The organism is Bradyrhizobium sp. UFLA05-125 (assembly GCF_059803515.1).
On the sequence record NZ_JBANBJ010000014.1, the window covers coordinates 55,361 to 78,303 of the forward strand.

The following is a 22,943-nucleotide window of genomic DNA, read 5'->3' on the forward strand; positions in this document are numbered from 1 at the left end:
GGAGCAACGGGAGGCGGGCATTCCGCCAAAGACGATCAAACGATAACAAACACGAAGCGAGCGCAGCCATGTCGGTAAGGTTAAAAATTACTGAAGTGATCAAGCAGATTGCCAAGGAGCAGAACGTCACGCTGCCGGAGCTGACGGACGACCTGTCGCTGCATGAGACGGGTTTCGACTCGCTCGCCTTCGCGATCCTGATCGCGCGCCTCGAGGACGAGCTCGGCGTCGATCCCTTCACGATTTCCGAGGACGCTGCCTTCCCGGCGACCGTCGGCGATTTCGTGCGGGCCTACGAAAATGTTCCCGCGTGAGATCTTTGCACTCCGCGACTATCTCAGCGCCGAGCTGAAGGGACGCACGCTGTCGGATGCGCACCATCTGGTGTCGCTGACAGACGTGCTGTCGCAGACGGTCCTGGGCGGCCGCCTTGGCGAGTTGTCCGGCCGGTCGGTGCTGTTGAAATTGTCCGACCAGCTCAGATCCGGCCTTGCCATGATCGAGCTGGACGGCATCGCCCGTCGCATGCTGCTGTGCCCGCCGGATCTCAATCCCGCGCATCTCGATGCGCTGATCGCTGACGCGGAGATCGATGCAGTCGTCACCGACGAGCCGGAGTTCTGGAGAGACGGCGCGATCCCGCTCGTCATGACCGCGCAACTGCCGCTCACCGCGGCTACGCCTGCCGAATCCGAGCGCGCCACCGAATGGCTGATGCTGACCTCGGGCACCTCTGGCGTGCCGAAGATCGCAGCGCATACGCTGGAAGCGCTGACCGGCGCGATCCGGGCCGAGGCGCCTGCGCGCGGCCCCGCGCCGGTCTGGGCGACCTTCTACGACATCCGCCGCTATGGCGGCTTGCAAATCTTCCTGCGCGCGATCCTTTCCGGCGGCTCGATGGTGCTGTCGGACGCACATGAGGTCCTCGCGGGCCACGTCGCGCGTCTGAACGCGCGCAGTGTCTCGCACATTTCCGGCACGCCCTCGCATTGGCGCAAGCTCCTGATGAGCGGTTCGGCGGCGCAATTCGCGCCGCGCTATGTCCGCCTCTCCGGCGAGATCGCCGACCAGGCCGTGCTCGACGGCCTGAAGGCGGCGTTCCCCAATTCCTCGATCGGTCATGCCTATGCCTCGACGGAAGCCGGCGTCGGCTTTGCCGTCAATGACGGGCTCGAAGGTTTTCCCGCCGCCTATATCGGCGTGAATCCGAGCGGCGTTGAGATGAAGATCGTCGACGGCTCGCTGCGCATCCGCTCCAACCGCACCGCGCACGCCTATATCGGCCGCAATGCGTCGAAGCTCGCCGAGGACGACGGCTTCGTCGACACCGGCGACATGATAGAGCTGCGCGGCGACCGCTGTTATTTCGTCGGGCGTCGCGGTGGCATCATCAACATCGGCGGGCTGAAGGTTCATCCCGAGGAAATCGAGGCGGTCATCAACCGTCATCCGGACGTGCGGATGTCGCGCGCGAAATCGCGGAAGAGCCCGATCACCGGCGGCATCGTCGTGGCCGACGTGATCCTTGGCGACGGCACCGATCCGGCGCGGGCGAACGAGATCCGCGAGCAGATCCTGGACCAGTGCCGGGCGCAGCTCGCCTCACACAAAGTGCCGGCGGTGATCCGCTTCGTCGAGACCCTCGACGTCACTCCGGCCGGAAAGCTGGCGCGCACCGATGCATAATGTCCTCGTCACCGGCGGCAGCCGCGGCATTGGCCTTGCGATCGCAACGCGCCTGGTGGGCGCCGGTTACAACGTGATCGCGGTGGCGCGGCGTGAGACCGAAGAGCTCGCGGCCGCGGTGCGCGTGTCGGAGAAGCGCCTGCATTTTCGCGCCTGCGACCTCGCGGTCATCGACGCGATCCCGGCTTTCGCAAAGCTGGTGCGCGACGAGTTCGGCGCGATCTATGGCCTCGTCAACAATGCCGGCCTCGGCACCGAGGGCCTGCTCGCGACCATGCACAATTCCGAGATCGAAGCGCTGGTGCAGCTCAACGTGCTGTCGCCGATCATCCTCACCAAATATGTCGCGCGGCACATGATGGCCGACGGCGCAGGTCGCATCATCAACATCTCCTCGATCATCGCCACGACCGGTTATAACGGCCTGTCGGTCTATGGCGCGACCAAGGCGGCCGCGACCGGTTTCACGCGCTCGCTGGCGCGCGAGGTCGGCAAGCTCGGCATCACCGTGAATGCGATCGCGCCCGGCTTCATCGATACCGAGCTGACACACAATCTCTCCGACGAAGGCCGCAAGCGCATCGCGGGGCGCAGCGCACTGCGCCGCTTGCCGCAGACTGAGGACGTCGCGCGGATGGTCGAGTATCTGCTCGGCGAAGGCGGACGCAACGTCACGGGAACGGTGTTCACGATCGACGCTGGAAATACCGCTTAAGGAACTCTCGCGCCACAAATTGAGTTGATCGCGCTCGATATCATTTCAGCGCATTTGGTTCTAGGATGCTCTGCAATCGGTTGCGGTTACGTCAATCGATCTGCCCTAAACGACAGGGAGCAGTATGCATGACCGCTTCGAACCTTCCCAGGGCATCAGCGCAGTCATCTCAAGAGAGCGTCACCAACCGCAAGTCCAAGAACCAGCCGATGTCGCATCAGAATTCCGGCGATCACGGCTACGAAATGTATCCGCAGCAATTCGTCCGGCTCGTCGGCTGCCATGACGTGCACGTGCCCTCGGTGGCGGAGAGGGAAAAGCTGCACTAGCTTGCGTACGCCGCTTCAATCGCCGTGAAGATCAAATCCATTCTGCCTCGCAGCTCGCGTGCTGAATACATCTGAGCGGCGGGCCATCGCTCTTGTTGTCCGGGTCTGTTTCAGCCAATGATCGGGAATCCCACGGGTGCGCCGTCCGGTGAACCCAATCGATCCCAGTCTCGTATCTTGATTGCGCGAAACGCACCCGGCCTCAGGCAATGACACCAGGCGTCTCCTTCTACGGCAGCATCCCCGTCTTCCGCGGCTTCACCAGCCTGATGGATCCCTCGCTCTATTCGCCGCTGCCTGATGACTGGACCATCGGGGTGGCGGACATCGTCGATTCCACCAAGGCGATTGCGGCGCAGCGTTACAAGGCGGTCAACGTGGCCGGTGCCGCGGTGATCGCAGCCGTCACCAATGCGCTGCAGGGACGGGAATTTCCTTTCGTGTTCGGTGGCGACGGCGCGAGCTTTGCAGTTTCGCCCGAAGATCTCGACCGCGCCCGCGCCGCGCTCGCCGCGACGGCGACCTGGGTCAGGCAGGATCTCGATCTGAAAATGCGCGTCGCGCTTGTGCCGGTCAGCGCGATTCGCAGCGCGGGCCTGGACGTGCGCGTCGCGCGCTTCGGGCCGTCGGCCAACCTGTCCTATGCGATGTTCTCCGGCGGAGGGTTGGGGTGGGCCGAGGCTGCGATGAAGCGGGGCGAGTTCGCGGTTCTTGAGGCGCCCGACGGCACGCAGCCGGATCTGTCCGGCCTGTCCTGCCGGTTCGAGGAGATTCCGGCCTCGCGCGGGCTCATCCTGTCGGTGCTGGTGGTGCCGGCGCGCGGCGCCGATGCGCTTCTCTTCCGGAAAGTGATCGAGGACGTCATCCATCTCGTCGAGCGTAGTCCGGATGCGGGCCGTCCCGTGCCGCCGCAGGGTCCGCCGCTGAAATGGCCGCCGCAGGGGCTCGACTACGAGGCGCGCGCCAGGCGCGGCGGTTCGCTCCTCAAGCGCCGCGTCGGTGTTTTGGCCTACACTCTATTCGCCTACATGATCGTGCGCCTCGACATCAAGGTCGGCGGCTTCGTGCCCAAGACCTATACGCAGCAGGTCGTCGAGAACTCGGACTTCCGCAAATATGACGACGGTCTGCGCATGATCCTCGACTGCACGCCGGAGCTCGAGCGTGACTTGAGCGATCGACTGGCAGCGGCGGCGAAGAGCGGCATCGTACGCTATGGCCTGCACCGGCAGGACGCGGCAATGATGACCTGCTTCACGCCTTCGGCGCTGCGCAGCGACCACGTCCACTTCATCGACGGCGCGCGCGGTGGCTACGCATCGGCGGCAACGGTGCTGAAGGCGACGGCGTGACGCCGCCTTAGAAGCGGATTGTGGTCTCTCCCCGCTGGGGAGAGGTGCGCAATCAGCGGACGACCCGTGTCCAGGTCTCGCCGCCGCACAAGGCACCCACGCAGCCTTCGACGCGGAGCGTATCGGTGCCGGTGACGGAGATGTGGCTCGCATAGGCGTTGCCGTCATCGGCATTGTAGATCTGGCCCGACCATTTGTTCGAGCCTGACGGCTGCATGCCGCTGAACAACGGCAATCCGATCAGCGGACGCCTGGCGAGCGCGGGATTTGGATTCTTGCTGTCGCTGGCGGGCTGGCCGGTCGCGGTGTCGTAGGGCTCCTTCAGCCAGACGATGACGCCGCAGATGCCGCCGCCGCATTTGCTGATCTTGACCCGTGCATCGCCTGCCTGGGTCAGCCAGGTCCCGCTCGCATCCGCGCTCTGCGCGCGTGCGGCGGTCGCGCCCAACAGCGCAGCCAGACAGGTGACGAGAACGGCGAATCTGCGGATCATGAAGAGCCCCGAAAATGGAGGCGTCTCCATAGCAGCAAATCGCCATCATGCAACGCGCGGCTGCATCACATTCCTGCGTTCATTTGCCCCAGCCGGCCAGCGCGACGGAGGCGGCCGTGCTGAGCCCGAACACCGCCATGGCGCCGCCGACCAGGGCGAACAGTGTCCAGGCCGGCGCCTGAGCTGTCGTGAGCGCGAGGCCGCCGACGGCAACGATCAGGAGCCGCGCTGTGGACGCAAGCACCGGACCTCCGACGCGCGCGGCACCTTGCGATGAGAAATAAAGCGACACACCGACACCGAAGAACACGAAGGCCGGCCCCGCCCAATGGAAATAGCTGTGTGCAGCGGCGGTGACGCCGGCATCGCGGGTAAAGAGCGAGACCCACAGCGCCGGATCGAGCGCGACGACGAGGCCGATGAGGCCGACGGTGAGGCCTGCGGCTGCCGCCGCCGTCCAGGCGACTCGTCGCGCGCGCTGCAACTGTCCGGCGCCGATCGCCATGCCGACCATCGGCACCGAGGCGATGCCGAAGGCGAAGGTGATCGGGATCAGCAAGAATTCCAGCCGCGAGCCGATGCCGTAGCCGGCGAGCATTTCGGTACCGAAGCTTGCGAGAATTTTCGTGAAGATCAGGATAGTGAGCACGGTTTGCAGCGGCGACAGGCAGGCGACCGCGCCGACTTTCAGGATGTCGAGGAACATGCCGCGCTCGAACCGGAAGGCGCCAACATTCAGTGGCAGGCGGCTGCGACCCGTGAGCAGATACCAGACGAAGAAGACTGCCGCGAGCGTAAAGGCGATGAGCTGGCCCGAGGCGACGCCGCGCATGCCGAGTTGCGGCACGCCGAACAGGCCGAGCCCGAGCGTGCCGCCGACCGCGACCTGCACCAGGCTTGAGCCGATCAGTGTCATCGAGGGCAGGCGCATGTCGCCGGTGCCGCGGATCACCGAGGCGAGCGTGTTGACCAGCCAGATCGCGATCGCGCCGGAGAACAGCACCTGCGAATAATTGCAGGCTTCCTCCAGCACGTTTGCGCGTCCGCCGAGCAGCGTGAAGAAGCTGCGGCCGAACAGCAGCATCATCACGGTGAAGAACAGCCCGCCGCAAATGCCGATGATGGCGGCGTGCAGCGCCAGCGTCGCGGCGCGATTTCGGTCGCCCGCGCCGAGCGCACGGCTGATCGCGGACGACACGCCGCCGCCCATTGCCCCCGCGCTCATCATCTGCGTCAGCATGGCGAAGGGAAACACCAGCGCGATCGCGGCCAGCGGAATGGTGCCGAGCCGGCCGATATAGGAGGTCTCGGCGATCGCAACCAGCGTGCTGCCGACCATCGCGATCATGTTGGGGATCGCCAGCCTGAGCAGTGTCGGCAGGATCGGCGCAGTCAAAAGGCTGGCAATGGGGGACATCACCGGAGCACGCGACGGTGCGGCGTCTATCGGGGCGTCGATCGTCATGCGTCACCGGATGAAATTAGATGATGTCCGACATATTATAAGCCGGGCCTCATCGGCACCAGCCCTCCGTTCACGCAGGGCTCACCACGGCTGGCCGCATAGGTCGATGGTGCCCAGGCGCGGCGCGCGGACGATGTCGAAGACGAACGGCGCCGTACAGTCGAAGCGGATCCGCCCCTCCGGCTGCTCGCAATAGATATCGCCGGTGAAAGGGTGCCAGTTACGAGCCTGGTAGAACGCGAAATTATGCGGCTCGCAGAACAGGAGCGCGAAGCGGACCGCATCGTTGGCGCGCATGGTGTGAACGGCGGCATCGATTGCGAGCGTCGCGTAGCCACGTCCACGGCAGTCCTCGCGCGTGCAGACGCCGCCGATGCCACCAATATGGACCTTGCGGCCGTTCCAGGTGATGGTGCGGAAGTAGATGCCTACATGACAGGCAAGTCCGCCCTCGGGCGCCTCGATCAACACGCGAAGCTCGGCATTGGCCCATTTGATGTGGCGCCAGGGCCGCTTCTCGACGGCATCGCGCGGCCAGACTGCCTTGAACAACGGCTCGGCGACCGGCCATGAGGCGTCGCCATTCAAAATGTCGATCTCGATGCTCATGGGGCCGCCTTTGCTAACTGCGCACGAGGGTGCATTCGTTCTCTCTTAAACGCTTCAAAGGCAATGATATTTTGCATCAGCCCCGCGCGCCTTTTGTTCTGAGCTGAATTCGCGCATTCAGGCCATGCCGTCCGCACCATGCGGTTTCGCAAATTCTAAGGTATTTAACGGCGCAGGAACCTTCTATAAGGGGAGACCGTTAGAACACGTTCCCCACCCAGTTGCGGACAAGAACCCATGACCTTTACGCTCCCCCCACTCCCTTACGCCTATGACGCCCTCGGCCAGTATATGTCGAAGGAAACGCTGGAATATCACCACGACAAGCATCATCAGGCCTACGTCACCAACGGCAACAACGCGCTCAAGGGGACCGAATGGGAAGGCAAGTCCCTTGAGGAGATCGTGAAGGGCTCCTTCGGGAAGAACCCGGCGGTCTTCAACAATGCCGGCCAGCACTACAACCACATCCACTTCTGGAGCTGGATGAAGCCCAATGGCGGCGGCACCAAGCTGCCGGGCAAGCTCGAGAAGAAGATCAACGAGGACCTCGGTGGCTTCGAGAAGTTCAAGACGGACTTCCAGGCGGCGGGCGTCGGCCAGTTCGGCTCCGGTTGGGCTTGGCTGTCGGTGAAGAACGGCAAGCTCGAGATCTCCAAGACGGCGAACGGCGAGAATCCGCTGGTGCACGGCGCCACCCCGATCCTCGGCGTGGACGTCTGGGAGCACTCCTACTACATCGACTATCGCAACCGCCGTCCGGACTATCTGAAGGCGTTCGTCGAGAACCTCGTGAACTGGGAATACGTGGAGTCGCTGTTCGACAAGGCGTGAGTTAGTCACGTCATTCCGGGTTCGGCTTTCGAGCCGCCCCGGAATGACAAAATCAAAAAAGGCGGCCGCCTCACGCGGCTGCCTTTTTTTGCTGCCTGTCCGGTGGCAAGCGCGCTGCTTGCGGTCGGCGCCGATTTCGGCGCCACCATCGCCATGGTCGTGAGCTGGATCCTGATCGGCTATGGCCGGGCGGTCGGCCGCCCCGGAATGCCGGCGAGGGGGCGTGGACAGGGGTAATGTTATAATATAACGTTCCCGGATGGTTCCCGCCGCGTCCCACGCCCAGCATCATGACCATTCCCACGACCACGCGCATGCGCATGGGCACGACCATACGCACGCCCATGTCCACGATCCCCTGGCGCCGCATCCGGCCCAGGCCGCGCCCTGGTCGATCCTGCGCATGACCCTGGCGGGCCGTCTCGCGGCGGCGCTCGCCGTCTGCGCGGTGCTCTGGGGCATGGTCTTTTTGGCGATGAGGTGACCATGGCGGCGCTCGGTTTCCACAACGTCACCCTTGGCTATGACCGGCATCCGGCGGTGCACCACCTCAAGGGCGAGGTCGCGCCTGGGGCGCTGGTCGCGGTGATCGGACCGAACGGCGCTGGCAAGTCGACGCTGCTGCGCGGTATCGTGGGCATCCTCAAGCCGCTCGCAGGCAGCATCCATCTCGGTGGGCTCGATCAGCGCGATATCGCCTATCTGCCGCAGACCGCCGATATCGACCGCAGCTTCCCGATCTCGGTGTTCGATTTCGTCGGCACCGGCCTGTGGCGTGGGATCGGGCTGTTCGGTGGCATCGGCAAGGCCGCGCGCGAGAAGATCCTGGGCGCGATCGCGGCCGTCGGGCTGAACGGCTTCGAGAATCGTCCGATCGGCACGCTTTCCGGCGGGCAGATGCAGCGCGTGCTGTTCGCGCGCGTGCTGCTCCAGGATGCGCGCCTGATCGTGCTGGATGAGCCCTTCAACGCCATCGACAGCAAGACAACGGCCGATCTGCTCGCGCTGGTGACGCGCTGGCATGGCGAGGGCCGCACCGTGCTCGCCGCGCTCCACGACATGGAAATGGTTCGCAGTCATTTCCCGCAAACGCTGCTGCTCGCGCGTGGTCCGGTAGCATGGGGTGCGACCGCCGAGGTGCTGACGGCGGAAAATCTCATGGTGGCGATGCGGATGTGCGAAGCGTTCGACGACAGCGCGGCGGCCTGCGCCGACGATGACGAACGCTCGCAGGCGGCATGATGCACGATGTATGACGCGCTGATCGGCCCCTTCACCGAATTCGAGTTCATGCGGCGCGCGCTCGCCGCCGTGATCGCGCTGTCGCTTGCGGGTGCGCCGATCGGCGTGTTCCTGATGCTGCGGCGGATGAGCCTCGTCGGCGATGCCATGGCGCATGCGATCCTCCCCGGCGCCGCGATCGGCTTCCTGTTTTCCGGCCTCAATTTGTTCGCGATGACCGCCGGCGGCCTGATCGCGGGCTTTGCGGTCGCCATCCTCGCCGGTGTCGTTGCGCGTTCGACCGGCCTGAAGGAGGACGCCTCGCTCGCGACCTTTTATCTGGCTTCGCTCGCGCTTGGCGTCACCATCGTCTCGATCAAGGGCACCAATATCGACCTGTTGCACGTGCTGTTCGGCAACATCCTCGCCATGGACGACCAGACGCTGCTGGTGGTCGCCTTCAACGCCACGATCACGCTTCTGGTGCTCGCGGTGATCTACCGTCCGCTGGTGATCGAAAGCGTCGATCCCTTGTTTCTACGCACCGTCAGCCGCGCCGGGGGACCCGCGCATCTCGCCTTCCTCGCCCTCGTCGTCATCAACCTCGTTAACGGCTTTCAGGCGCTCGGCACCCTGCTTGCGGTCGGCCTGATGATCATGCCCGCGGGCATCGCCCGGTTCTGGTCGCGCGACCTCACTGCGATGATCTCTATCGCCGTCATCGCCGCTGCGGTGTCGGGCTATGCCGGGCTCGTGCTGTCGTTCCAGACACGGATTCCCTCGGGGCCGGCGATCATCCTGGTGGCAACCGCGTTCTACGTCGTCTCGGTGCTGTTTGGCAGCGTCGGCGGGCTGGTCCGGCAGATGTTTCCCGGCCGGCATCTGGAGGCCTGATCTGCGATGCGCCGCCTCCTGCTCCTCGTCCTTGCGTCCTTGCTGATCGCCTCGCCGCTTCAAGCGGCGGAACGGCTCAACGTGGTCGCGAGCTTCTCGATCCTCGCCGATTTCATCCGCAACGTCGGCGGCGATCGCGTCAACCTCACCACGCTGGTCGGTCCCGACAGCGACGTCCATGTCTACACACCGGCGCCCGGGGACGCGAAGCGGATCGCGGACGCAAGGCTCGTCATCGTCAACGGCCTGGGCCTGGAGGGCTGGCTGCCGCGGCTGGTGCAGTCCGCAGGCAGCAAGGCAACCGTCGTGATCGCGAGCGCCGGCATCGCGCCGCTCAAGCTCGGCTCGGAATCCGATCCACATGCCTGGCAGTCGATTCCCAACGCGAAAGCGTACGTAACCAACATCGCGGACGCGCTGGCCGCGGCCGCACCTGACGATGCCGAATTCTTCCGCGACCAGGCCAAGGCCTATCTGGAAAAGCTCGAAACGCTCGACCGAGAGGTGCGCGAGGCGATTGCAAAAATCCCGCCGGAGCGGCGCAAGGTGATCTCGACCCACGATGCCTTCGGCTATTTCGCCGCCGAATACGGCATCCAGTTCATCGCACCGCTCGGGGTCTCCACCGAAACCGAGCCGAGCGCCCGCGATATCGCCGCCATCATCGGCCAGATCCGGACGCAAAAAATCCCGGCTGTCTTCCTGGAGAATATCAGCGACGACCGGCTGATCCGGCGGATCGCGGCCGAGACCGGCTCAAAGGTCGGCGGGACCCTGATTTCGGACGGTTTGACGGCCGAAAAGGGGTCTGCCCCCACTTACATTGACATGGTCAGGCACAATATAAAGGCCCTGACCAGCGCGCTTGACCACTAGGGCAGGGGCCACCCCGCCTCGCGTCGCGCGAATAAGCCCGATGTCGGAGTAGTTATGTCTGAAGTGACCCCGCAGAAGATTCCCGTGACCGTGCTGACCGGCTATCTCGGGGCCGGCAAGACCACGCTTTTGAACCGCATCTTGTCGGAAAACCACGGCAAGAAATACGCCGTCATCGTCAACGAATTCGGCGAGATCGGGATCGACAACGACCTCATCATCGGCGCCGATGAGGAAGTGTTCGAGATGAATAATGGCTGCATCTGCTGCACCGTGCGCGGCGATCTCGTGCGCATCATGGACGGTCTGATGAAGCGCAAGGGCAAGTTCGACGCCATCATCGTCGAGACCACGGGGCTTGCGGACCCTGCGCCCGTCGCCCAGACCTTCTTCGTCGACGAGGACGTGCAGAAGAATGCGCGGCTTGACGCGGTCGTGACGGTTGCCGATGCCAAATGGCTCTCCGACCGGCTGAAGGATGCGCCCGAGGCCAAGAACCAGATCGCGTTTGCCGACGTCATCGTGCTGAACAAGACTGACCTCGTCTCCAAGCCCGAGCTTGCCGAGGTCGAGGCCCGCATCCGCGGCATCAATCCCTATGCGAAGCTGCACCGCACCGAGCGTTGCTCCGTGGCATTGGCCGACGTGCTCGACCGCGGCGCGTTCGACCTCGATCGCATCCTCGACATCGAGCCGGACTTCCTGGAGGCCGATGATCATGACCACGACCACGATCATCACCACCATCACGGTCATGACCATCATCACCACCATGATCACGGCCACGGCCTGAAGCACTATCACGACGAGGAGATGCAGTCGCTGTCGCTCAAGACCGACAAGCCGCTCGATCCCAACGTGTTCATGCCCTGGCTCCAGAACCTCGTGCAGGTGGAGGGCCAGAAGATCCTTCGCTCCAAGGGCATCCTCGCCTTCCACAATGATGACGACCGCTACGTCTTCCAGGGCGTCCACATGATGCTGGAGGGCAATCACCAGCGGAAGTGGAAGGAGGGCGAGCCGCGCGAGAGCCGTCTCGTCTTCATCGGTCGCGAGCTGCCTGAACAGGCCATCCGCGAAGGTTTTGAGAGCTGCATCGTCTCGTGATGAAAGAGTTTACGCCAGCTCCCGATTCACCCTCGATCGTCTCCGTCACCGACCGCGTCAAGCCGGTCGCGCTCGGCATGACCGTGACCTCGGTGCATTTCCTTGGGTCCCACGCCGCCTTCGTCGCCGGCGAGGAGAACGTTGCGCTCGCCACTGCGAATGGTGAGGTCAGCAAAATTGCTGTCCATAGCGGCGGCATTCTTTCGACTGCGAGCGACGGCAAGCGCCTCGTGATGGGCGGAGACGACGGCAAGGTCGTCTCGCTCGACGCCAAGGGCGAGGTGGCGCTGCTCGCGACCGATCCCAAGCGGCGCTGGATCGATGCGGTGGCGCTGCATCCCGATGGCGCCTTCGCCTGGTCGGCCGGCAAGCTTGCCTTCGTCAAGAGCGGCAAGCTAGAGGAGAAATCGATCGAGGTGCCCTCGACCGTCGGCGGCCTTGCGTTTGCGCCGAAGGGCCTGCGGCTTGCGATCGCGCATTACAACGGCGCGACGCTGTGGTTTCCGAACATGGCGGGGAGCGCCGAATTCCTGCCCTGGGCCGGTTCGCATCTCGCCGTCACTTTCAGCCCGGACAACAAGTTTCTGGTCACCGCGATGCACGAGCCGGCGCTGCATGGCTGGCGGCTCGCCGACAACAAGCACATGCGCATGACCGGCTATCCCGGCCGCGTCCGCTCGATGTCCTGGAGCGCGGGCGGCAAGGCGCTCGCGACCTCTGGCGCCGACACCGTGATCCTGTGGCCGTTCGCCAGCAAGGACGGCCCGATGGGCAAGGAGCCCGCGATGCTCGCGCCCTTGCAGGCGCGTGTGTCGGTGGTCGCCTGCCATCCGAAGAACGACATCTTCGCCGCCGGCTATAGCGACGGCACCGTGCTGATGGTGCGGCTGGAGGACGGCGCCGAGATCCTGGTCCGCCGCAACGGCACCGCGCCGGTCGCGGGGCTGGCCTGGAACGCCAAGGGGACGCTGCTTGCATTTGCCGACGAGACCGGCGATGGAGGGCTCCTCGAGCTCTGATTCCCATTCCGGCCGGCCAATGCGGTTTCTGACGACCTTCCAGCTTGCTGACTTCCTCGACACGCTGATCAGCCTGGTCACGGCTTTCGTGCTCGGAACGCTGATCGGCGCCGAGCGGCAATATCGCCAGCGCACCGCGGGCCTTCGCACCAACGTGCTGGTCGCGGTCGGCGCCGCCGCGTTCGTCGATCTCGCCATGCATCTGACCGGCGCCGACGGCGCGGTCCGCGTGATCTCCTACGTCGTCTCCGGCATCGGCTTCCTCGGCGCCGGCGTCATCATGAAGCAGGGCATGGACGTGCGCGGACTCAACACCGCGGCAACCCTGTGGGCGTCGGCCGCCGTCGGCTCCTGTGCCGGTGCCGACATGGTCGTACAGGCTGTCGCACTCACGGTGTTCATCATCGCCGGCAACACACTGCTGCGCCCCCTGGTGAACGCGATCAACCGCATCCCGCTGAACGAGAAGGCCTCGGAGGCGACCTATTATTTCAAGGTCGCGGTGACGACCGAGGTCCTGCCCGACATCCGCGACCGCCTGGTCGAGAAGCTCGAAAACGCAAACTATCCGGTGGCCGACGTCAACGTCGTCGAGATCGGCGACGATATGCTAGAGATCGTCGCCGAGCTTATTGCGACCGCGGTCGATCCGAATGAGTTGAACGCCGTCGCGGTCGAGCTCCAGCGTCAGACGGGCGTGCGCCACGCCACCTGGGAAGTCAGCACGACCGACTGAGCGCGGCATTCTCGCGGGTTCCTGAAGGCCATCACGCGGAACTGCGGTCGGGCGATTTCGTTGATACCGCGGATGAATTCGCGGGTAGCGTCATGGCCGGTAAGCAGGACAAGCTCAGATTTCAACGCGATCTGCTGATCGCCTGCCTCCTGTTCGGGGCGGGCGTCCTGATCTCCGGCCTGTCGTTGGCGCAGATCCGGGCCGAGAGCCGGCAGCACATGGCTCAAGCCACGCAGCCGCTGCAAGGCACGCCGGTGCCGGACGATCAGAGCAAGACGCCTGCGGAATCAAAGCCCGGCGGCGACCGTCCCACCACCCCGGCGCCCGAGCCCGCACGGCCGGATCCACAGACGCAAGGCGCGGCGAGGCCGGTGCTGCCACAAGCGCCAGCCGAGAAGATCGCCCCGCCGATGAAGGAGCCGCCGCTCAAGGAGAAGTAGGAGGCGGCTTCCCCACCTCCGGTGTCGTCACCCGCGAAGGCGGATGACCCAGTATTCCAGAGGCAGCGACGAATACGGAGAAGCGCGGCGTACTGGATACCCCGCTTGCGCGAGGGCATGACGGCGTGCGTCGGGTGGAGCGCCCCATGCCGGCCGTACCAGCTACTTTGCATGGGGTTGTTTTCGACATTTTTGATGCCCCGCCTTGGCGAGGGCATCACGCTGGCGCCTCAGCGCACCAGGATGTTCCGGAACTGCCAGGGATCGCTCGTATCGATATCTTCCGGGAACAGCCCCGGGCGATCCGTCAGCGGCGTCCAGTCGGTGTAGAAGCCCTTCACCGGGCCGAGATACGGCATCTGGATTTCCAGCAGACGATCGAAATCCATTTCGTCGGCTTCGACGATGCCTTTGTTCGGGTTTTCCAGCGCCCACACCATGCCGCCGAGCACGGCGGAGGTCACTTGCAGGCCGGTGGCGTTCTGATAGGGCGCGAGCTTGCGGGTCTCTTCGATGGAGAGCTGCGAGCCGTACCAGTAGGCATTGTTGTCATGGCCGAACAGCAGCACGCCGAGTTCGTCGATGCCATCGACGATCTCGTTCTCATCGAGAATGTGGTGCTTTTCCTGCATCTTCGCGGCGCGGCCGAACATTTCGTGCAGCGACAGCACGGCATCGTCAGCCGGATGATAGGCATAGTGGCAGGTCGGCCGATAGATCGCCGTGCCCGATGCGTCACGTACCGTGAAGTAATCGGAGATCGAGATCGATTCGTTGTGGGTGACGAGGAAGCCATACTGCGCGCCTCGGGTCGGGCACCAGGTGCGCACGCGCGTGTTGGCACCGGGCTGCATCAGATAGATGGCAGCGCCGCAGCCAGCTTCGTGGGTACGCGCATTTTCGGGCATCCATTTTTCATGGGTGCCCCAACCGAGCTCGGACGGCTGCACGCCTTCCGAGAGGAAACCTTCCACCGACCAGGTGTTGACGAAGACATCAGGCTCTTTCGGCTTCTTGGAGCGCTGGGTATCGCGTTCGGCGATGTGGATGCCCTTGATGCCGGCTTGCCGCATCAGGTCCGCCCATTCGGCCTTGGTCTTCGGCTTGGGGGCATTGAGCTTCAGGTCGGCGGCGACATTGAGGAGCGCCTGCTTGACGAAGAAGGAGACCATGCCCGGATTGGCGCCGCAGCACGAGACAGCCGTCGTCGAGCCCGCGGGGCGCGCCTTCTTGGCGGCCAGCGTCACCTCGCGAAGGGCGTAGTTGGAGCGCGCTTCCGGGCCCTTCGAAGCATCGAAATAGAAGCCGAGCCAGGGTTCGTTGACGGTGTCGATATAGAGCGCGCCAAGCTCGTTGCAGAGCTCCATGATGTCGGTCGAGCCGGTATCGACCGAGAGATTGACGCAAAAGCCCTGGCCGCCGCCTTCGGTGAGTAGCGGGGTCAGCAATTCGCGATAATTGTCCTTGGTCACGGCCTTCTGGATGAAGCGCACGTTCTGCTTCTCGCAATGCGCCTTGCGGCCCTCGTCCTTGGGGTCGATCACGGTGACGCGCGACTTGTCGTAATCGAGATGGCGCTCGATCATCGGCAACGTGCCTTTGCCGATGGAGCCGAAGCCGACCATGACGATGGGACCGGTGATCTTCGCGTAGATCTGCGAGGCGGGGCTCATGGGATGGTTTCTCCGGAACGTGCTGGCGGACAAATGTTGAGGGGTGGATCAGGCGCCGCGGCGCTTGGCGGTGACTTCGATTTCGACCTTCATCTCGGGCTTGTAGAGCGCTGAGACGACGAGAAGCGTGGCGGCCGGGCGGATCTCGCCGAGGACTTCGCCGCAGACCACGAAGTGTGCGTCTGCGTCCTTGGCATCGGTGAGGTAGTAGGTCGCGCGGACGATGTCGGCCATCTCGAATCCACCCTCCTTCAGGGCGGCCTCGATGGTCTTGAAGCAGTTACGTGACTGGCTCGTGACATCCGATGGCATCGACATCGTCGTGTAGTCATAACCGGTGGTTCCCGCGACGAAGGCGAAGTCACCGTCGATCACGGCGCGGCTGTAGCCGGCGGTCTTCTCGAACGGCGAGCCGGTGGAAATCAGGCGACGGGACATCTGTTCGACCTCGATTGAAGGGGCGTTTCGCGGGGTTAAAGGGCCTTTCGGGGCCCTGCGCAACCCCCGAGAAGGCGGTGAAAAGAGTTCAGCGGAACTGCTGAGTAACGTCTTGCGATGGCGGCGGTGAGCCGCTCCACCGCCGCACCAGAATGTCCCTGACGATCATGATCGCAATCAGGACGAACAGCACTGACGTGATCAGGCTGCGCAGGCACGAGCGGGCATCGCCGCTGGATGCGGCCGGGGTCTTCGCCATGATGGACGTCCCCTTTAGGCCGCGTGCGCGTGCAGACGGGCTGCCCGCCGTTTGGGCTGCACGGCGCCGGTCGGGATGATCATCCCGGCTGCGTCGTCCAGTGCGCCCGCCTGGAATTCGAGGGCGAGCAGGCGCTCGCGCTCGAACGGTCCGGGCAGCGAGAGCGCGCCGGTCTTCTCGGCCGAGAAGCCGAAGCGGGCATAGTAGGGCGCGTCGCCGAGCAGGATCACGGCGGCATGCCCGCGCGCCCGGGCGGCGGTCAGCGCTTGTTGCATCAGCGCGGCGCCGATCCCGAGCTCGCGGCAGGCAGGGTCGACCGCCAGCGGTCCGAGGACCAGAGCGGGCCTGCCTCCGGCGCTGACGTGCCACAACCGCACGGTTCCCACGAGCTTCCCCTCGCGCAACGCCGACAGGGCAAGGCCTGCGGCAGGTGCACGTCCGTCGCGCAGGCGCTGGCAGGTCCTGCCATGGCGGTTTTCGCCAAAGCAGGCATCGAGCAGCGCTTCACGCATCGCAACGTCGGCAGCACGCTCCGCACGGATCGCGAACGGAGCGGCTTTCGAGGTGAGGGCGACCTGTGGCTTCCGAAGAGCAGTCATGACACGTCAGTCCTCGCTTGCCTTGCGGACATGCGTCCGCAGCCAAGCGTCGTCAGAAATCGAGAAATGTCAGGGAGGGAGCCGGCGGGCCGGCTCCCGGGTTCGTCAGGCCTCGAAGGCGAGGCGGATCAGATGTGGTAGGTGCGGAGCGGCGGGATGCCGTTGAACGCAACCGACGAGTAGGTCGACGTATAAGCACCGGTCCCTTCGATCAGCACCTTGTCGCCGATCTCGAGCGTCACCGGGAGCGGATACGGGCTCTTCTCGTACAGGACATCGGCGGAGTCGCAGGTCGGGCCTGCGAGCACGCACGGCGTCATGTCCGCCCCGTCATGCGGGGTGCGGATGGCGTAGCGTATCGACTCGTCCATGGTCTCGGCGAGACCGCCGAACTTGCCGATGTCCAGGTAGACCCAGCGCACCTCATCCTCGTCGCTCTTCTTCGAGATGAGCACGACCTCGGACTCGATCACGCCAGCGTTGCCCACCATGCCGCGGCCCGGCTCGATGATGGTCTCGGGAATCTGGTTGCCGAAATGCTTGCGCAGCGCGCGGAAGATCGATCGCCCGTAGGTGACGACCGGCGGCACGTCCTTCAGGTACTTGGTCGGGAAGCCCCCGCCCATGTTCACCATCGAGAGGTTGATGCCGCGCTCGGCGCAGTCGCGGAACACCTGCGAGGCCATTGCCAGCGCACGGTCCCACGCCTTCACCTTGCGCTGCTGCGAGCCGACATGGAAGGAGATCCCGCAAGGCTCCAGGCCCAGACGCTTGGCGAGGTCGAGCACCTCGACCGCCATCTCCGGGTCGCAGCCGAACTTGCGCGACAGCGGCCACTCGGCGCCGGCGCAGTCATAGAGGATGCGGCAGAACACCTTCGCAGCCGGGGCGGCACGAGCGACCTTCTCGACCTCGGCGGCGCAATCGACCGCGAACAGCCGAATGCCGAGCGCGAAGGCGCGCGCGATGTCGCGCTCCTTCTTGATCGTGTTGCCGAAGGAGATGCGGTCGGGCGTCGCGCCTGCAGCCAGCGCCATCTCGATCTCGGCGACTGTTGCGGTGTCGAAGCAGGAGCCCATGGAGGCGAGCAGCGCCAGCACTTCCGGCGCCGGGTTCGCCTTGACCGCATAGAACACGCGGCTGTCGGGCAGCGCCTTGGCAAAGCTCTGGTAATTGTCGCGCACGACCTCGAGGTCGACGACGAGGCACGGCTCGGTATCGAGACCTTCAGTGCGGCGGTTGCGCAGAAATTCCCTGATGCGATCGGTCATAGCACCCTCCAAACGGCCCCAGCGACGGAGCCCGTTCAAAATGTTCTCGGACAGGGGTGCTTTGGCGCTGCCGCACGATGGAGACGCGACAGGGCCGAGAACCCGAGACCGAATTGTGCTGCCGTGGATTGGTTGGGAATTTTCCCGCCCGCTCACCTGGCAATGAAGGACAAGCCTTTTCAGTAGCCCGCGCCGGCGTTGGAATGCCGGTAGAGACCAAAAAAGCCCGCTCCGTCGTTGCTTTAAGTCGCGTCCCCCGTTGAGAACGAGGTGCGCCGGTTCGCCTCCGGCTGCCAGTCACGGTTGCAAAGGGCAAAGTCACCTTCGACTAGGCATCTCTTTGAGAGAGATGCTGGACGCTCCGGGTTTGCTTCAGTCTTCCGACTTCTGCACTTCCGAAGAGCCCCTCGGCTTCTTCACCCCTTGGCGGCTGTCCGGCCTCTTGTCCGGATACCTACCGACTGACACACGACCACAGGCACGTGCGAAATTGGGCAAGAACGCACATAAGCGTTTTGACTCTGGTTCGCAAGAAATTTTTTAGGCTGAGAGCAGAATTGCCTAACGACTGCTTGCGCTGTGCTGCGCGAGCGACGCTGAAGATGAACGGCTGTTAAGTTTGTGCGAGCTTGTGCACGCCTCTTGCCCGCGCGCGTCGCCTCACGTGCGCTTCGTGAACGGCTCGACGCGTTGAGCAGCGCGGATGAACGCGGTCATGACGAACACGCCGAGTGCGAACAGCACGGCCTGCACGATGTGCGCGCCGGTGTCGTCGAGCCCGAACAGTATCGCGAGCGCCCAGCCACCGGCGAACGCCGCGCCGAACACCTCGGCGCCGATCAGGATGGCGGCGCTGATGACGGTGATGACGCTCGGCCAGACGATCTGGCGGGAGGAGGAGGCAGGGGCGTTCATGAGCTAGATCCGTGGACGTTGAGGGCCGCAATCTCCCCGAAAAGGCGGTCCGGAGCAAGGCCAAATGGCGCAAAAAAGCCCCATCGCGTGCTATAGCTGGCGGCAACAAACCAGCTCAAAAAACGGGACAGGTCATGTCAGAACCCCTCGAGAATACCGGCGCCGCGCCGGCCGAGACGAACCCGCTCCTGAAGGCCTGGGTGACGCCGTTCGCAACCCCACCGTTCGATGAGATCAGCCCGGAGCACTTCCTCCCGGCTTTCGAGCAGGCCTTCGCCGATCACTCCGCCGAGATCGCGGCGATCGTCCATGATCCGGCGGCGCCCGACTTCGCCAACACCATCACGGCGCTGGAGCGCGCCGGCAAGCTGCTCAACAAGGTCTCGGCCGTGTTCTACGACCTCGTCTCCGCGCACTCGAATCCGGCGATCCTGGAGATCGACAAGGATGTTTCCTTGCGGATGGCGCGGCACTGGAATCCGATCATGATGAACGCGGTGCTGTTTGGCCGCATTGCCCAGCTCCACGAGAACCGCGCCACGCTGAAGCTCACTCCTGAGCAGCTCCGCCTGCTCGAGCGTACCTACACCCGCTTCCACCGCGCCGGCGCCGGACTCACCGAGGAGGCCAAGGCGCGGATGGCCGAGATCAACGAGAGGCTCGCCCAGCTCGGCACCACCTTCAGCCATCATCTGCTCGGTGACGAGCAGGAGTGGTTCATGGAGCTCGGCGAGGACGACCGCCAGGGCCTGCCGGAGAGCTTCGTTGCGGCCGCCAAGGCTGCGGCAGAAGATCGCGGCATGGCCGGCAAGGCCATCGTCACCCTGTCGCGCTCCTCGGTCGAGCCGTTCCTGAAGGGCTCGGCGAGGCGTGACCTGCGCGAGAAGGTCTACAAGGCCTTCACCGCGCGGGGCGACAATGGCAACACCAACGACAATAAAGAGACCATCGTCGAGATCCTGAAGCTGCGCGAGGAGAGCGCCAATCTCCTGGGCTATCCGACCTTCGCCGCCTACCGGCTCGAGGATTCGATGGCCAAGACGCCGGATGCGGTGCGAGGCCTCCTGGAGCGGGTCTGGAAGCCCGCGCGGGCGCGCGCACTCGCCGACCGCGACGAAATGCAGACGCTGATCACGACGGAAGGCGGCAATTTCCAGCTCGCGCCCTGGGACTGGCGCTACTACGCCGAAAAGCTGCGCCTCCAGCGCGCCAATTTCGACGACGCCGCGATCAAGCCATATTTGACGCTCGACCACATGATCGCGGCGGCCTTCGACTGTGCCACGCGGCTGTTCGGTATCACCTTCGAGGAGCGCAAGGATGTCCCGGCCTGGCATCCGGACGTGCGGGTCTGGGAGGTGAAGGACCGGGACGGCAAGCACAAGGCGCTGTTCTACGGCGACTACTATGCCCGGCCGTCAAAGCGCTCCGGCGCCTGGATGACCTCGCTGCGCGACCAGCAGAAGCTCGACGGCGAGACCGCGCCGCTGGTCATCAATGTCTGCAACTTCGCCAAGGGCGCCGGCGGGGAGCCCTCGCTGCTGTCGCCCGACGATGCCCGCACGCTTTTCCACGAGTTCGGCCACGGCCTGCACGGCATGCTCTCCAACGTGACCTATCCGTCGCTGTCGGGCACCTCGGTGTTCACCGATTTCGTCGAGCTGCCCTCCCAGCTCTATGAGCACTGGCAGGAGCGGCCCGAGGTGCTGCAACAATTTGCCCGTCACTACCAGACCGGTGAGCCGCTCCCCGACGACCTGCTCCAGCGCTTCCTCGCAGCGCGCAAGTTCAACCAGGGCTTTGCCACCGTTGAATTCGTCTCCTCGGCCCTCGTCGATCTCGAATTCCACACCCAGCCGGCCGCGGCCGCGCAGGACGTGCGGGCCTTCGAGAGACAAGAGCTCGAGAAGATCGGCATGCCCGGGGAGATCGCGATGCGGCATCGGCCCACGCAATTTGGCCACATCTTCTCCGGCGACCACTATGCCGCCGGCTATTACAGCTACATGTGGTCGGAGGTGATGGATGCCGACGCCTTCGGTGCCTTCGAGGAGGCCGGCAACATCTTCGATCCGGCGGTGGCAAAGCGCCTGCACGACGACATCTACTCCACAGGCGGATCGGTCGATCCGGAAGCCGCCTACGAGGCCTTCCGCGGCCGCCCGCCGGAGCCGGATGCGCTCTTGCGCCGCCGCGGCCTGCTCGACGCCGCGGAGGCGGCCTGATGGGCATGCGCGCCCTGTTGGGATGGCTGCTCGCCGCCGGCCTGTCGCTTGCGGCGGGCGTAGCTGAGGCCCATCCGCATGTCTGGATCACCGCGACCAGCGAGCTGATCTACGCGCCTGACGGCTCGATCACCGGCGTCCGCCACGCCTGGACGTTTGACGACATGTTCTCGGCCTATGCGACCCAGGGGCTAGAGGGCAAGACCAAGGGCAGCTACACGCGCGAGGAGCTGGCTCCTCTTGCCCAGACCAACGTCGAGTCGCTGAAGGAATATGCCTACTTCACCTTCGCCAAGGCCGACGGCAAGAAGGAGCGCTTCAATGAGCCGGTCGACTATTTCCTCGACTACAAGGACACCGTGCTGACCCTGCATTTCACGCTGCCGCTGAGGACGCCGCTGAAGCCGAAGCAGCTCATGCTGGAGGTGTTCGACCGCTCCTTCTTCATCGACTTCCAGATGGCCAAGGACAACCCGGTCAAGCTGGTCGGGGCGCCGGCGGGCTGCCAGATGAAGCTGGAGCGGCCGAATGACGGCACCGCGAGCGCCCAGAAGCTCAACGAGCAGACGTTCGTGGACGGCGAGAACTCCAACTTCGGAATGATGTTCGCCAACAAGATCACCGTGGATTGCCCGTGACCTCTTTCCTTCGTTCTCCGCTTGCACGCGCGCTCGGCACCGGCGCGGCCGTTCTTGTCACCGTCTGGGCCGTCGATGCTGCGCTTCACGATCTCTTCGCGCAAAACCCCTTCGGCGGCCCGCGCCCTGCACCCGACCCGGAAGCCAGCGGCATCATCGGCTGGCTGCTGGCGAAGCAATCGGAATTTTATCGCGAGATGTCGGCGACCATCCGCGCCGCGAAATCCGACGGCTCGGCGGTGTGGACGCTGCTCGCGATCTCCTTTGCCTACGGCATCTTCCATGCCGCTGGTCCCGGCCACGGCAAGGCGGTGATCTCGTCCTACCTCGTCGCCAACCAGGAAACGGCCCGGCGCGGCATCGTGTTGTCCTTTGCCTCGGCGCTGATGCAGTCGCTTGTCGCAGTCCTCATCGTCGGCATCGCGGCCTGGGCGCTGAATGCGACGGCCAGGACCATGTGCAGCGCCGAGAAGGTGATCGAGATCGCCAGCTACGCCCTGATCGCGGCGTTCGGGCTGCGCCTCGTCTGGGTCAAGGGCAGCGCCTTCATCCGCGCGCTGCAGGCCTCCCAGCCGGTGCCCGCGATCGCCGGCGTGCCGCATCACCACGATCACGGCCACGATGACGGCCACGACGATGACGGCCACGATCACCATCACCATGACGAGCATGATCATGGTCACAATCACCACGACCATCACCACCACGGCCATGGCCACGCGCATACCCATGCCCACGACCATGTCCATGACGAGCATTGCGGCCACTCCCATGGACCCACGCCGGGCGAGCTTGCCGGCCCCGGCGGCTGGCGGCGTGGTCTCGCGGCAATCCTCACCGTCGGCATCCGCCCCTGCTCGGGCGCGATCCTGGTGCTGGTGTTCGCGCTCGCTCAGGGCCTGTTCTGGGCCGGCATCGCGGCGACCCTCCTGATGGGGCTCGGCACCGCGATTACGGTTGCGACCATCGCGGTCATCGCCGTCTCCGCCAAGGACGTCGCCCGGCGGCTGAGCGCAGGCCGCGACGGCGGCGGCGCACTGTTCATGCGCGGCATCGAATTCGGCGCTGCGGGCCTCGTGCTCCTGTTCGGCACTGGCCTGCTGTTCGGCTACCTCGCCGCCGAACGCACGACGTGTTTTTGAGGTGAAT

26 protein-coding genes and 1 pseudogene are annotated in these 22,943 nt (G+C 64.7%); 18 read left to right on the forward strand and 9 right to left on the reverse strand.

The annotated features are described in order from the left end of the window. The first annotated feature begins 68 nt into the window (after window positions 1-68). From SO156_RS15675 to SO156_RS15695, 5 genes are all read left to right on the forward strand, one after another. Window positions 69-314 (forward strand): acyl carrier protein, encoded by a 246-nt coding sequence (locus SO156_RS15675; RefSeq protein WP_458151128.1) that lies wholly within the window; start codon window positions 69-71, stop codon window positions 312-314. Further along, window positions 301-1,686, forward strand: a complete 1,386-nt coding sequence (locus tag SO156_RS15680; RefSeq protein WP_498535419.1) for a class I adenylate-forming enzyme family protein — start codon at window positions 301-303, stop codon at window positions 1,684-1,686. Before SO156_RS15675 ends, SO156_RS15680 begins: the two co-directional genes overlap by 14 nt. Then, entirely contained in the window at window positions 1,679-2,401 is a 723-nt protein-coding gene (locus SO156_RS15685) for an SDR family NAD(P)-dependent oxidoreductase (RefSeq protein ID WP_458151126.1), read from the forward strand. The genes SO156_RS15680 and SO156_RS15685 overlap by 8 nt, the downstream gene beginning before the upstream one ends. A 128-nt stretch (window positions 2,402-2,529) precedes the next feature. Continuing rightward, window positions 2,530-2,730: a hypothetical protein gene (locus SO156_RS15690; protein ID WP_458151125.1), complete on the forward strand. Its 201-nt coding sequence runs from the start codon at window positions 2,530-2,532 to the stop codon at window positions 2,728-2,730. 209 nt (window positions 2,731-2,939) lie between these two features. After that, window positions 2,940-4,082 carry a DUF3095 domain-containing protein gene (locus SO156_RS15695; protein WP_498535420.1) on the forward strand — a complete coding sequence of 381 codons (1,143 nt, stop codon included), beginning with the start codon at window positions 2,940-2,942 and terminating at the stop codon, window positions 4,080-4,082. Window positions 4,083-4,134: 52 nt separating this feature from the next. Here SO156_RS15695 and SO156_RS15700 read toward each other — a convergent pair whose 3' ends face one another. The 3 genes from SO156_RS15700 to SO156_RS15710 all read right to left on the reverse strand — a co-directional run bounded on the left by SO156_RS15700 (window position 4,135) and on the right by SO156_RS15710 (window position 6,649). Further along, the gene (locus SO156_RS15700; protein ID WP_498535421.1) at window positions 4,135-4,575 is read right to left on the reverse strand and encodes a DUF2147 domain-containing protein; all 441 of its coding nucleotides are present in this window, start codon (window positions 4,573-4,575) and stop codon (window positions 4,135-4,137) included. 79 nt (window positions 4,576-4,654) lie between these two features. Then, entirely contained in the window at window positions 4,655-6,040 is a 1,386-nt protein-coding gene (locus SO156_RS15705; protein WP_498535422.1) for an MATE family efflux transporter, read from the reverse strand. Between the two features lie 81 nt (window positions 6,041-6,121). Further along, the gene (locus SO156_RS15710; protein WP_498535423.1) at window positions 6,122-6,649 is read right to left on the reverse strand and encodes a GNAT family N-acetyltransferase; all 528 of its coding nucleotides are present in this window, start codon (window positions 6,647-6,649) and stop codon (window positions 6,122-6,124) included. A 237-nt stretch (window positions 6,650-6,886) separates the two neighbouring features. Between SO156_RS15710 and SO156_RS15715 the strand changes: the two genes are divergently transcribed. The 10 genes and pseudogenes from SO156_RS15715 (at window position 6,887) to SO156_RS15760 (ending at window position 13,776) form a co-directional block, all read left to right on the forward strand. Beyond that, on the forward strand, window positions 6,887-7,483 hold the full coding sequence (locus tag SO156_RS15715; RefSeq protein WP_449381426.1) for a superoxide dismutase: 597 nt from the start codon (window positions 6,887-6,889) through the stop codon (window positions 7,481-7,483). Window positions 7,484-7,570: 87 nt separating this feature from the next. Beyond that, window positions 7,571-7,678, forward strand: a pseudogene (locus SO156_RS15720) (permease); the annotation flags it as partial. Between the two features lie 64 nt (window positions 7,679-7,742). Then, a complete protein-coding gene (locus tag SO156_RS15725; RefSeq protein ID WP_458151120.1) occupies window positions 7,743-7,967 on the forward strand; it encodes a hypothetical protein in 225 nt (74 codons plus the stop codon). 2 nt (window positions 7,968-7,969) lie between these two features. Next, on the forward strand, window positions 7,970-8,725 hold the full coding sequence (locus tag SO156_RS15730) for a metal ABC transporter ATP-binding protein (RefSeq protein ID WP_498535424.1): 756 nt from the start codon (window positions 7,970-7,972) through the stop codon (window positions 8,723-8,725). Between the two features lie 6 nt (window positions 8,726-8,731). After that, entirely contained in the window at window positions 8,732-9,598 is an 867-nt protein-coding gene (locus SO156_RS15735; RefSeq protein ID WP_458151118.1) for a metal ABC transporter permease, read from the forward strand. A gap of 6 nt (window positions 9,599-9,604) precedes the next feature. Beyond that, window positions 9,605-10,474, forward strand: coding sequence for a metal ABC transporter solute-binding protein, Zn/Mn family (locus tag SO156_RS15740; protein ID WP_498535425.1), 870 nt, complete (start codon window positions 9,605-9,607; stop codon window positions 10,472-10,474). A gap of 54 nt (window positions 10,475-10,528) precedes the next feature. Continuing rightward, complete coding sequence (locus tag SO156_RS15745; RefSeq protein WP_458150887.1) at window positions 10,529-11,581, forward strand: CobW family GTP-binding protein; 1,053 nt, start codon at window positions 10,529-10,531, stop codon at window positions 11,579-11,581. Further along, on the forward strand, window positions 11,581-12,600 hold the full coding sequence (locus tag SO156_RS15750; RefSeq protein WP_498535474.1) for a WD40 repeat domain-containing protein: 1,020 nt from the start codon (window positions 11,581-11,583) through the stop codon (window positions 12,598-12,600). Before SO156_RS15745 ends, SO156_RS15750 begins: the two co-directional genes overlap by 1 nt. Before the next feature lie 19 nt (window positions 12,601-12,619). Beyond that, a complete protein-coding gene (locus tag SO156_RS15755; RefSeq protein WP_498535426.1) occupies window positions 12,620-13,336 on the forward strand; it encodes an MgtC/SapB family protein in 717 nt (238 codons plus the stop codon). A 92-nt stretch (window positions 13,337-13,428) separates the two neighbouring features. Continuing rightward, entirely contained in the window at window positions 13,429-13,776 is a 348-nt protein-coding gene (locus SO156_RS15760; RefSeq protein ID WP_498535427.1) for a hypothetical protein, read from the forward strand. A 230-nt stretch (window positions 13,777-14,006) separates the two neighbouring features. Here SO156_RS15760 and SO156_RS15765 read toward each other — a convergent pair whose 3' ends face one another. From SO156_RS15765 to SO156_RS15790, 6 genes are all read right to left on the reverse strand, one after another. Further along, window positions 14,007-15,449 carry a homospermidine synthase gene (locus SO156_RS15765; RefSeq protein ID WP_458150883.1) on the reverse strand — a complete coding sequence of 481 codons (1,443 nt, stop codon included), beginning with the start codon at window positions 15,447-15,449 and terminating at the stop codon, window positions 14,007-14,009. A 48-nt stretch (window positions 15,450-15,497) separates the two neighbouring features. After that, entirely contained in the window at window positions 15,498-15,887 is a 390-nt protein-coding gene (locus tag SO156_RS15770; RefSeq protein ID WP_498535428.1) for a RidA family protein, read from the reverse strand. 88 nt (window positions 15,888-15,975) lie between these two features. After that, window positions 15,976-16,146, reverse strand: a complete 171-nt coding sequence (locus tag SO156_RS15775) for a hypothetical protein (protein ID WP_458150881.1) — start codon at window positions 16,144-16,146, stop codon at window positions 15,976-15,978. Window positions 16,147-16,160: 14 nt separating this feature from the next. Further along, window positions 16,161-16,745: a GNAT family N-acetyltransferase gene (locus SO156_RS15780; protein ID WP_498535429.1), complete on the reverse strand. Its 585-nt coding sequence runs from the start codon at window positions 16,743-16,745 to the stop codon at window positions 16,161-16,163. A 128-nt stretch (window positions 16,746-16,873) separates the two neighbouring features. Then, window positions 16,874-18,016, reverse strand: a complete 1,143-nt coding sequence (locus SO156_RS15785) for a type III PLP-dependent enzyme (RefSeq protein ID WP_458150879.1) — start codon at window positions 18,014-18,016, stop codon at window positions 16,874-16,876. Between the two features lie 660 nt (window positions 18,017-18,676). Continuing rightward, window positions 18,677-18,931, reverse strand: a complete 255-nt coding sequence (locus tag SO156_RS15790) for a hypothetical protein (RefSeq protein ID WP_458150878.1) — start codon at window positions 18,929-18,931, stop codon at window positions 18,677-18,679. A gap of 134 nt (window positions 18,932-19,065) precedes the next feature. Between SO156_RS15790 and SO156_RS15795 the strand changes: the two genes are divergently transcribed. Genes SO156_RS15795 through SO156_RS15805 form a run of 3 tightly spaced genes read left to right on the forward strand, consistent with a single transcriptional unit; the run spans window position 19,066 to window position 22,936 of the window. Further along, the gene (locus tag SO156_RS15795; protein WP_498535430.1) at window positions 19,066-21,156 is read left to right on the forward strand and encodes a M3 family metallopeptidase; all 2,091 of its coding nucleotides are present in this window, start codon (window positions 19,066-19,068) and stop codon (window positions 21,154-21,156) included. Then, a complete protein-coding gene (locus SO156_RS15800; RefSeq protein WP_458150876.1) occupies window positions 21,156-21,794 on the forward strand; it encodes a DUF1007 family protein in 639 nt (212 codons plus the stop codon). Before SO156_RS15795 ends, SO156_RS15800 begins: the two co-directional genes overlap by 1 nt. Further along, entirely contained in the window at window positions 21,785-22,936 is a 1,152-nt protein-coding gene (locus SO156_RS15805) for a nickel/cobalt transporter (RefSeq protein ID WP_498535431.1), read from the forward strand. Before SO156_RS15800 ends, SO156_RS15805 begins: the two co-directional genes overlap by 10 nt. Window positions 22,937-22,943: the final 7 nt, after the last annotated feature.